Source organism: Gilliamella sp. W8126, from assembly GCF_016102185.1.
GTDB classification, from domain to species: Bacteria; Pseudomonadota; Gammaproteobacteria; order Enterobacterales; family Orbaceae; genus Gilliamella; species Gilliamella apis_A.
The window spans coordinates 121,695-131,697 of record NZ_JACFPE010000006.1; the positions used below are offsets into that span (position 1 = coordinate 121,695).

Below are 10,003 nucleotides of genomic sequence, written 5' to 3' on the forward strand. Positions count from 1 at the left end.
GGAGAAAACACGATATGAGTCAAAATGTTTATCAGTTTATCGATTTACAACGTGTCGATCCGCCTAAAAAATCGCTAAACATTCGTAAAATTGAATTTGTAGAAATTTATGAAGGCTTTTCAGCTTCGCAATCTCAAGCACAGGCAGATCGTTGCCTTGCTTGTGGTAACCCTTATTGTGAATGGCGCTGCCCAGTCCATAATTACATTCCAAATTGGTTAAAATTGGTCAATGAAGGGAAAATTTTAGAAGCAGTTGAATTATCTCACCAAACTAATAGTTTACCTGAGGTATGTGGTCGAGTTTGTCCACAAGATCGTCTGTGTGAAGGATCTTGTACTTTAAATGCTGAATTTGGTGCAGTAACTATCGGTAATATTGAACGTTATATTACTGATGAAGCATTCAAAATGGGCTGGAAACCAAACTTATCTAATGTTGAAAAAACTGGCTTAAGAGTCGCAATAATCGGCGCTGGTCCAGCAGGTCTTGCTTGTGCTGATGTATTAGTCCGTAATGGTATAACACCAGTCGTTTTCGATCGCCATCCAGAAATTGGTGGTTTATTAACTTTCGGTATCCCTGCCTTCAAATTAGACAAAGAAGTCTTAATTAATCGTAGACGCATCTTTACCGAAATGGGGGTTGAATTCCGTTTAAATACTGAAGTCGGCAAAACCGTTCAATTAGCTGATCTTATCAATGAATTTGATGCTGTCTTTGTCGGAGCGGGTACTTATCAATCAATGCGTGCAGGGCTTGAAAATGAAGATGCTAATGGCGTTTATGATGCATTACCATTCTTAATTGCCAATACTAAGCATATTATGCAACATCAACAAACCGAAGATACGCCATATATAGACATGAAAAATAAACGTGTCGTTGTCTTAGGTGGTGGTGATACCGCGATGGATTGTGTTCGAACTTCTATCCGTCAAGGTGCAACAGAAGTAACTTGCGCCTATCGTCGTGACGAAGCTAACATGCCGGGCTCTAAACGTGAAGTAAAAAATGCCAAAGAAGAAGGCGTACAATTCCAATTTAATGTGCAACCTCTCAGTATAGAAATCAATAATAGTGGCCAAGTTACTGGGGTAAAAATGGTCAGAACCGAGCTTGGTGAACCAGATGCAAAAGGCCGTCGTTCGCCAGTGATTGTCGAAGGTTCAGAATTTGTGCTTCCGGCTGATGCGGTAGTTATGGCATTTGGTTTTAAACCACATGCTATGCCATGGTTAGCTGAGCATGGTGTTGATTTTGATGATAGAGGTAGAATAATAGCACCAGAAATCAAAGGATACCAAACTACCAATGCCAAAATCTTTGCTGGTGGTGATGCGGTACGCGGTTCTGATTTAGTCGTTACGGCAATTAGTGAAGGACGTAAAGCTGCTGAAGGAATCTTGGATTACTTAGAAGTGTAATCACTAATCATTGTTTAAAAAATCAAACCCGCTTCAATACAAGCGGGTTTTTTAATGGCAAAGAAATTTATTTCAGTGATAGTTCAGTTTCGACAATAAAATAGATATCACTGTTAAGACAGCTCTGCATCCACTATCACTTGTTCATTGCCAGTTTCGTCAATTAATATAATTGATAACGAGTCAATGCCGTCACAAAGTAGTTGTTGCCAAGCTATTTTTCGCCCATCAAGCAATATTACATTACCTTGTTCATCAAACTCATAAAGTTCTTTTTCTGAATCATAGTCAATACTATAACCAATTGTTAATTTTATTTTTGACGATGGAACATTAAATTTTTCAAGTAATCTATTCGCTTTTTCTTCATCAGAATGACTATCACAAAACATTGCGTTATAACCATGTTCAGTTTCATCAAATAGTAATATTTCTTCTTTACTATTAGTGGAATTTGTAACAATTTTAATATTGGCGAAAGTCGGTTCTACGCCCGTAATATCACCATTTTCTAATTCACCATAATAATAGATATCAAACCATTGCTCTTTAGTTGATGACTGAAGAGAAAAAGAGGTTAAACCATTGTACCCATTTTCGATAATGTCCATAGCATATTGGGTTATATGGGATGGTATTTTCATATTATTTTCAGCAATGTTTACTTATCTATGTAAACGATAAGGTTCATCCATGGCTACAAAAGATTGTTCTTGCAATGCATCTGCTATCCAATCTTTCACACCTTTAGTGTTACAAATAGTATCAATATAATCGCTGAGAACTGAACTTGTTGCTATATGATAATTTTTTAGTCTTAGACATAAAGGGGCATAAAATCCATCGGCTATACTAAAATTACCAAATAAATAGTCACCATCTGAATTTTTTGAAGTTAATAACGAAGATAATAACTCATCTAAAAACATGATTTCATTTTTTACATCTTGATGATCTCGTAAAATTATTTGTCCTATTTCCGGTAATTCTGCTTCAATATTCATTGGCAAATAATGTCGAATAGCTTGAAATCCAGAATGCATCTTTGCCACTAAACTTCGTGCAATTGCCCTCTTTTTGCTATCAGTCGGCCATAATGCTAAATCATTGTGCTTTTCAGCCAAATATTCACAAATAGCTAAAGAATCACTTATTACCAGATCATCATCAATCAGAATTGGTACCGTGCCATATTTTGAAACTGAGAGCATCGTTCTTTTAAACAAAGAATCATCAGCAAAACTATCAAATTTAATTAGCTTTTCATTAAAAGGAATATCAAAATATTTCAATACAACCCAAGGTCGCATAGACCATGTTGAGTAGTTTTTATTACCAATATAAAGTGTATAGTTCATACTTAGAACTCCTTTTAACAAAATTTATTAAAGTCGGAAAACTTATCTGTTTAGCAACTTTTTTAATTATATTTATTGCAAATATGATTTATAGATAAACTAAATTGGTACCTTTTTCTGGTTGGAAAACTGCTTTGCCAAATTCATCTAGAAAATAAGCGATATGATCAGTTTTATCGCCTAATAAACGCCCTTTTACTTTATTCCATGTTAATAATGCTATGGTCGAATCGGGTTCACAGCAAATTAACATTGGTTGTTCTAATTCTTGATTCCAATAAAACTGACCACCATATAATTTATGTGCAGTTAATAATAAATAACAGCCATATTCTTGTGAAATCATATTGAGTTGTTCTTCAGGAAGACCAAAGCTTTTATCTGCCATTTCACCAATAATCATTTCAACAACAGAAATACTCTTTTCCGAGTAATCTAATTGATTAATACTCCAAGTTGGGCTATGTAAAATAGCATTTTGAGACCAAGCCTCTATTTCTTGATATAATTCATTTTTTTGTTCAGTCATTTTTATTTACTTCGCTAGATAGTTTTTCTGTTTGCTTGACAATTTGCCATGCATCTTCCATTTCTTCAAGTGTTGCATCAACTAAATTGCGATTTTTTTGCTTTAGTAGCAATTCAACTTGTTTAAATCGCCTAATAAACTTGTTATTAGCATTTTGTAAGCATAACTCTGATTTAACTTTTAAATGTCTTGCCAAATTGACGGTAGCAAACAACAGGTCGCCCATTTCTTCTGCAACTTTTGATTGCTCAATAGTTGATTGTGCTAATTCTTGTTCAACTTCATTAAGTTCTTCTTTAACTTTAGCTATAACTGGTTGTAGTTCAGTCCAATCAAATCCAACTGATGCACAACGTTTTTGGATTTTTTCAGCCTTCATTAATGCCGGAATAGCATTGGGAATATCATCTAATAGCGAATATTGCTCCCTCTTATCACGTTCTTGTTGTTTAAGCTGTTCCCAATTTGGTTTACTCGTATTATTTGAAAAAATATGCGGATGACGGCTTATCAATTTATCAGCCACTGATTGACAAATATCATCAAAATTAAACAAACCTTGTTCGTTGGCTAAATCCGCATAAAACACAATCTGAAACAGTAGGTCACCCAGCTCACTTTTAAGTTCAACCATATCTTGTCTATCAATTGCATCTAAGACTTCATAGGTCTCTTCTAAAGTATAGGATTTTAACGAGTCAAAAGTTTGTTTGCTGTCCCATTCACAACCATCAATAGGGTTGCGCAACTTTTTAGTAATATCCTGCAATCGTTTTAATTCGCTTAACATTTTTCTCATAATTGGTTAATGATTAAGAATATAACCAGCATAGCATAATTATTCAGTTACTAATCTTTAATATGCATATTTTGCTTAAATTTTAATGTTTAAAATAAAAATAGCGTGCAGTGAATAAACCGATGAAAAGAAGCAAAAGTTGGGCTTAATCGTAGATTTTATAGCAGATAAAGCATAATTAAGTATATAATAACAGGCTATCAATTTAACTTTAATATATAGGTAGTATGAATAATTTACGAGAACTTACACTACGCGGTACCATTCTTGGTGCTTTAATTACTATCGTCTTTACAGCCTCCAATGTCTATTTAGGCTTGAAAGTCGGATTAACTTTTTCATCAGCCATCCCTGCCGCCGTCATTTCCATGGCTATTTTACGATTATTTTCAGGATCGACAATTTTAGAAAATAATATGGTGCAAACTCAAGCTTCCGCTGCTGGAACTTTATCATCTGTTATTTTTGTTATGCCAGGTTTATTAATGATGGGATATTGGAGTAATTTTCCTTTCTGGTTAACCTTTGCGGTTTGCGCTGCTGGTGGCATGTTAGGGGTATTATTTTCTATTCCATTACGTCATGTTATGGTAGTAAAAAGTGATTTACCTTATCCAGAAGGTGTCGCTGCGGCTGAAATATTAAAAGCTGGTTCGAAAACTGACGATAAAGAAGCAAATGATGGATTAAAGGATATCGTATTTGGCGGTATTATCGCCTCTATAGTGAGCTTATTTACTAATGGATTTCGTTTATTGTCTGATAGCACTGCTTATTGGTTTACAGGTGGTAAATCGATATTTCAGATCCCAATGGGATTTTCATTAGCATTACTCAGCGCTGGCTACCTAATTGGTATTATTTCAGGAATTGCGGTATTAATCGGAACCATTATAGCTTGGGGATTTGGTATTCCAATCCTAAGTGCCCTAACAGATTATGATACCTCGCAACCTTTATCTAAAATCGCAATGGGAATGTGGGCCACAGATATTCGTTTTATCGGTGCAGGTACCATAGCAATTGCCGCAGTCTGGACATTACTGACTTTAATCAAACCGGTTATTGAGGGTTTAAAAACATCGTTAAAAACACTTCGCTCTGATATTTCTGTAAATGATATTGAGCGAACAGATAGAGACTTGTCACCAAAAACAATTTTTATCATTATGGCTGGCATGCTAATTATCTTAGTTGCAACCTTTCACTCTTTTATTTCTGATAGTGGTTTATCAACTGGTATTGCTTGGTTACTAGTAATTTGTGCTGTTTTATTTGCATTTATTATGGGATTTTTAGTTGCAGCTGCCTGTGGTTATATGGCTGGTTTAGTTGGTTCTTCAGCCAGTCCTATATCAGGTATTGCCATTGTTGCCGCTATAGCTATTTCACTAATATTACTTGGCTTAAGTGAAACACACGGTATGTTATCCTCTGTCGAAGGAACTGACTTTATCACTGCATTAGCCCTATTTACAACTAGTGTTGTGCTATCAATTGCATGTATTTCAAATGATAATTTACAAGATTTGAAAACAGGTTATTTAGTTCATGCCACGCCATGGCGACAACAAGTAGCCCTTTTAATTGGTTGTGTTGTCGGTGCTATTGTCATTGCCCCTATTCTTGAAATACTCTATAACGCTTATGGTTTTACTGGTGCGGTTCCTCGTACAAATATGGATCCTACCCAAGTATTAGCCGCGCCTCAAGCAACTTTGATGACGACCATTGCTAAAGGAATTTTTTCTCATAATCTAGATTGGACAATGATCTTGATAGGTTTAGCTGTAGGCGCAACAGTTATTATCATTGACCTAATTTTAGCCAAAAAGAAAACTAAATTCCGTCTACCTGCTTTAGCTGTCGGATTAGGTATTTACTTACCACCAAGTATTACATTGGCTATATTTACTGGTTCATTATTATCATGGATAGTAAAACGTCAAGCATATGCAAAAGCACAAAAACTAAATTTAGATCCAGAAATTGAGTTCAAAAAAGTAGACCGTAAAGCGTCTTTAATTGCATCAGGCTTAATCGTCGGTGAAAGCTTAGTTGGTGTTATACTTGCCATTGTGATTGTTATTAGCATCACTAATGGTGGTGGAGATGCACCTCTGGCAATATTCCCTAACTTAGGCGATATGTCTCAATATTTAGGATTATTTGTTTTCATTACGATCTGTTGTCTTATTATTCGCAGATCTTTGTCAGCACTTAAACGATAATATTATTATGATGCCCTTTACCAGGAAACTGATAAAGGGTATTTATGACTATTTAAGGTTACTGCCTAAATTAAGTGTTAAGGCAATATTCATCGAGGTTTGATAGAGGTTCGCTTTTGCCGTTACTGATTCTAGTACTTCCGCCAAAGTCGCAACTTTACTTAAAATACTGAACATGGCATTAATACCATAAGGATAAATGGTTTCAGCTTTATTGCCCAAACTGCCAACAATAACAATTACCGTCATAAATTACAAAACTTACAATAGTTTTGATTCAGCCTCACAATCTAACGTATTCAATCTCTCAGGCTTTCTTAACAATATCATCAAATTGACAGTTTATTAACAATAACCTTTCAAAGTTAGGCAATAAGAATTCATTACCATGTTAAATTTCCTATTATGATTTTGCATACGCTTTATTTTTTGTTAGCATAACACATTTTATATTGAATCATAGGTGACTCCGTCATGATAGTGTTTGATTCTATCCAAATTCGTAGAGGCATTAATCTACTTTTAGATAATGCATCAGCAACAATAAATCCTAAACAGAAAGTTGGATTAGTCGGTAAAAATGGCTGTGGTAAGTCCACACTTTTTTCATTAATTAAAGGTGAAATTCAAACTGATGCCGGTAGTGTTTCTATTCCTGCTCAATGGCAATTAGCATGGGTAAATCAAGAAACACCAGCATTAGATACAGCCGCTATCGAATATGTTATTGATGGTGATCGTGAGTTTCGAAAATTAGAACAAGATTTAGAGATTGCTTACGAAAAAAATAATGGTGAGCAAATTGCGCTTATTCATGAAAAACTTGATAACATTGATGCGTGGACTATCCGCTCTCGAGCGGCAACGTTACTGCATGGTTTAGGTTTTTCCAATGAACAATTAACATTACCGGTTAAATCCTACTCTGGTGGTTGGCGTATGCGACTTAATCTAGCGCAAGCGTTAATGTGCCGTTCTGATTTACTTCTTCTTGATGAACCAACCAACCATCTTGATTTAGATGCTGTGATGTGGTTAGAAAAATGGTTAAGTAATTATCAAGGTACACTTATTTTAATTTCACATGACCGTGATTTCTTAGATCCATTGGTTAATAAAATTATTCACATTGAACAAAAAAAACTATTTGAGTATACCGGTAATTATTCATCATTTGAGACACAACGCTCAGCAAAACTGGCTCAGCAACAATCAATGTATGAAAGCCAGCAACTTAAAGTTGCACATTTACAAAGCTATATTGATCGTTTTAGGGCTAAAGCAACTAAAGCTAAACAAGCTCAAAGCCGAATAAAAATGTTAGAAAGAATGGAATTAATTGCACCAGCACATGTTGATAATCCATTTCACTTTAAATTTAGACAATCTGAATTCTTACCAAGTCCTTTATTAACGATGGAAAATATCGTTGCCGGCTATGGTGATAAAATTGTATTAGAACAGATTAAACTTAATTTAGTTCCAGGTTCTCGCATAGGTTTATTGGGTCGTAATGGTGCTGGTAAATCAACACTCATCAAGTTATTAGCAGGTGAATTACTGCCAATGCAAGGTCAGGTTAGCTTAGCTAAAGGGGTACAACTTGGCTATTTTGCTCAACACCAATTAGAATATTTACGGGCAGATGAATCAGCTTTATGGCATTTAAAACAACTTGCGGAGCCGAAAAATACCGAACAAGAATTACGTAATTATTTGGGAGGTTTTGATTTTCATGGTGATAAAGTTAGTGAACCAGTAAAAACATTCTCTGGTGGTGAAAAGGCTCGATTAGTTTTAGCGTTAATTGTTTGGCAAAAACCAAATTTACTGTTGCTCGATGAACCAACAAACCACTTAGATTTAGATATGCGACAAGCATTGACTGAAGCATTAATCGATTTTGAGGGGGCGTTAGTTGTGGTCTCGCATGATAGGCATTTATTGCGTTCTACTACTGATGAGTTTTACTTAGTTCATGATCATAAAGTCGAACCTTTTAATGGTGATCTTGATGATTATCATAAATGGCTTACGGAAGAACAGAAAGCAGAAAACCAACCGGAAGAAACAAATAAACCAATAAAAAAGGAAAGTTTACCTAAAGTTTCAGCGCAAGAACGTAAAGAGCAGAAACGCAAAGATGCTGAGGCTCGTGCACAATTACAGCCACTTAAAAAGCAGTTACAAAAAGAAGAGAAAATTATTGCTCGATTAAATGATCAATTAAAAATTATTGAAGAGCAATTAGCGGATCCCGATCTTTACGGTTCAGATAAAAAAACAGAACTGACGCAATTGCTGCTCAATCAAAGTAATTTAAAAATAGAATTAGATAAAGCAGAGTCAAGTTGGTTTGATTTACAACAACAGTTAGAAGAATTTGAAGCTGAGTAATCATAACTCCAATAAAATTTATTTGTTTAAAACAAAAAACACAGAGCTTATGCTCTGTGTTTTTCTATAAATATTGTGCAGTAAAACAGTTAAGTTTTTAGCTTTTTTCTACTTGGCTAAAATCAAGTTCAACTGGAGTAGAACGACCAAAAATAGAAACCGACACTTTTAAGCGACTTTTTTCGTAATCTACTTCTTCAACTACACCATTAAAGTCAGCAAATGGACCTTCGTTAACACGAACAAGTTCACCTGGTTCAAATAATGTTTTAGGACGCGGTTTATCACCAACTTGCTGTAGACGATTCATAATTGCATCAACTTCACGTTGGCTAATTGGCGCTGGTCTATCTGATGTCCCACCAATGAATCCCATTGTTCTTGGTACACTTTTAACTAAATGCCAAGTTGCATCGTTCATCATCATTTCAACTAAAACATAACCTGGGAAAAATTTACGTTCACTTTTACGGCGCTGTCCACCTTTCATTTCAACAACTTCTTCGGTTGGTACTAAAACTTCCCCAAAAGAATCTTCCATATTATGTAATTTAATATATTCACGTAATGATTGTGCAACACGTGCTTCATAGCCAGAATAAGCTTGGATCACATACCAGCGTTTTTGTTGTGTTTCACTCATATTAACGCCCTATTGAAGTTAAATAAAAGATGATTGAACGGAACAAAGAATCCATTCCCCAAAGCGCAGTACCAACAATAACGGTAATAACAGCGATTAATAAAGTTGTTTGTACAGCTTCTTTACGAGTAGGCCATACAACCTTTCTGAGTTCTTTTCGTGATTCTTGCAGAAAAGCTATAAACGATTTCCCTTTAGCGGTTGTAAATGCAATAAATAAGGTTAAAAGCGAAACCACAACAACTGCAATAATTCGAACGATCGCATTTGGTTGATATATATCATTAGGTAAAGAGAAATAAGAATTTCCCCAAACAATTAACGCAATTAATACTAGAACCAAAACCCATTTAAATTTGTCTAGAACAGTACTTGTATCTTGACTCTCGTTACTTACTAGCATATAAAACCTATGATTATGTTATTTATAATATTATCCATTTTCCAAAATGCTCTTTCTCTAAAAACATTTTGCTAAACAGACTAGGTAAGAAAGGGTATCAAAAGATACCCTTTCTATGATCGCGATTGCTGAAATTATTTAATAACCTTAGCAACAACACCAGCACCAACAGTACGACCACCTTCACGAATAGCGAAACGTAAGCCGTCTGCCATT

General features: G+C 35.1%; 10 protein-coding genes and 1 pseudogene. 3 read left to right on the plus strand and 8 right to left on the minus strand.

The window, feature by feature from the left end; genetic code table 11:
• Positions 1–14 precede the first annotated feature (14 nt).
• Positions 15–1,427 (plus strand): FAD-dependent oxidoreductase, encoded by a 1,413-nt coding sequence (locus H3S74_RS10585; RefSeq protein ID WP_198247851.1) that lies wholly within the window; start codon positions 15–17, stop codon positions 1,425–1,427.
• 113 nt (positions 1,428–1,540) lie between these two features.
• Here the strand turns inward: H3S74_RS10585 and H3S74_RS10590 are convergent, their stop codons facing one another.
• The 4 genes from H3S74_RS10590 to mazG all read right to left on the minus strand — a co-directional run bounded on the left by H3S74_RS10590 (position 1,541) and on the right by mazG (position 4,104).
• Entirely contained in the window at positions 1,541–2,071 is a 531-nt protein-coding gene (locus tag H3S74_RS10590; protein WP_198247852.1) for a hypothetical protein, read from the minus strand.
• Positions 2,072–2,092: 21 nt separating this feature from the next.
• Positions 2,093–2,785 (minus strand): glutathione S-transferase family protein, encoded by a 693-nt coding sequence (locus tag H3S74_RS10595; protein WP_198247853.1) that lies wholly within the window; start codon positions 2,783–2,785, stop codon positions 2,093–2,095.
• An 88-nt stretch (positions 2,786–2,873) separates the two neighbouring features.
• On the minus strand, positions 2,874–3,314 hold the full coding sequence (locus H3S74_RS10600) for a hypothetical protein (RefSeq protein WP_086359108.1): 441 nt from the start codon (positions 3,312–3,314) through the stop codon (positions 2,874–2,876).
• Entirely contained in the window at positions 3,307–4,104 is a 798-nt protein-coding gene (mazG, locus tag H3S74_RS10605) for a nucleoside triphosphate pyrophosphohydrolase (RefSeq protein ID WP_198247854.1), read from the minus strand. The genes H3S74_RS10600 and mazG overlap by 8 nt, the downstream gene beginning before the upstream one ends.
• Positions 4,105–4,340: 236 nt before the next feature.
• On the opposite strand from mazG, the gene H3S74_RS10610 reads away from it, so the two are divergent.
• The gene (locus tag H3S74_RS10610; RefSeq protein ID WP_198247855.1) at positions 4,341–6,344 is read left to right on the plus strand and encodes an OPT family oligopeptide transporter; all 2,004 of its coding nucleotides are present in this window, start codon (positions 4,341–4,343) and stop codon (positions 6,342–6,344) included.
• A 48-nt stretch (positions 6,345–6,392) separates the two neighbouring features.
• On the opposite strand, the gene H3S74_RS10615 is transcribed toward H3S74_RS10610, so the two are convergent.
• Positions 6,393–6,593 (minus strand): glycerate kinase, encoded by a 201-nt coding sequence (locus H3S74_RS10615; RefSeq protein ID WP_198201404.1) that lies wholly within the window; start codon positions 6,591–6,593, stop codon positions 6,393–6,395.
• 225 nt (positions 6,594–6,818) lie between these two features.
• Here H3S74_RS10615 and H3S74_RS10620 point away from each other — a divergent pair, with 225 nt between their 5' ends.
• Positions 6,819–8,741, plus strand: a complete 1,923-nt coding sequence (locus H3S74_RS10620) for an ABC transporter ATP-binding protein (RefSeq protein WP_110448529.1) — start codon at positions 6,819–6,821, stop codon at positions 8,739–8,741.
• Positions 8,742–8,838: 97 nt separating this feature from the next.
• Here H3S74_RS10620 and nusG read toward each other — a convergent pair whose 3' ends face one another.
• The 3 genes and pseudogenes from nusG to H3S74_RS10635 form a co-directional block, all read right to left on the minus strand.
• Positions 8,839–9,384 carry a transcription termination/antitermination protein NusG gene (nusG, locus tag H3S74_RS10625; RefSeq protein ID WP_110448530.1) on the minus strand — a complete coding sequence of 182 codons (546 nt, stop codon included), beginning with the start codon at positions 9,382–9,384 and terminating at the stop codon, positions 8,839–8,841.
• A 1-nt stretch (position 9,385) separates the two neighbouring features.
• Positions 9,386–9,787 (minus strand): preprotein translocase subunit SecE, encoded by a 402-nt coding sequence (gene secE / locus H3S74_RS10630; RefSeq protein ID WP_110448531.1) that lies wholly within the window; start codon positions 9,785–9,787, stop codon positions 9,386–9,388.
• Between the two features lie 134 nt (positions 9,788–9,921).
• Positions 9,922–10,003 (minus strand): annotated as a pseudogene (locus H3S74_RS10635) (elongation factor Tu); the annotation flags it as partial.

Coding starts and splice junctions, on each gene's coding strand:
- H3S74_RS10585 (WP_198247851.1), top strand. CDS start 15: ATGAGTCAAAATGTTTATCAGTTTATCGATTTACAACGTGTCGATCCG.
- H3S74_RS10590 (WP_198247852.1), bottom strand. CDS start 2,071: ATGAAAATACCATCCCATATAACCCAATATGCTATGGACATTATCGAA.
- mazG (WP_198247854.1), bottom strand. CDS start 4,104: ATGTTAAGCGAATTAAAACGATTGCAGGATATTACTAAAAAGTTGCGC.
- H3S74_RS10620 (WP_110448529.1), top strand. CDS start 6,819: ATGATAGTGTTTGATTCTATCCAAATTCGTAGAGGCATTAATCTACTT.
- H3S74_RS10610 (WP_198247855.1), top strand. CDS start 4,341: ATGAATAATTTACGAGAACTTACACTACGCGGTACCATTCTTGGTGCT.
- nusG (WP_110448530.1), bottom strand. CDS start 9,384: ATGAGTGAAACACAACAAAAACGCTGGTATGTGATCCAAGCTTATTCT.
- H3S74_RS10600 (WP_086359108.1), bottom strand. CDS start 3,314: ATGACTGAACAAAAAAATGAATTATATCAAGAAATAGAGGCTTGGTCT.
- secE (WP_110448531.1), bottom strand. CDS start 9,787: ATGCTAGTAAGTAACGAGAGTCAAGATACAAGTACTGTTCTAGACAAA.
- H3S74_RS10615 (WP_198201404.1), bottom strand. CDS start 6,593: ATGACGGTAATTGTTATTGTTGGCAGTTTGGGCAATAAAGCTGAAACC.
- H3S74_RS10595 (WP_198247853.1), bottom strand. CDS start 2,785: ATGAACTATACACTTTATATTGGTAATAAAAACTACTCAACATGGTCT.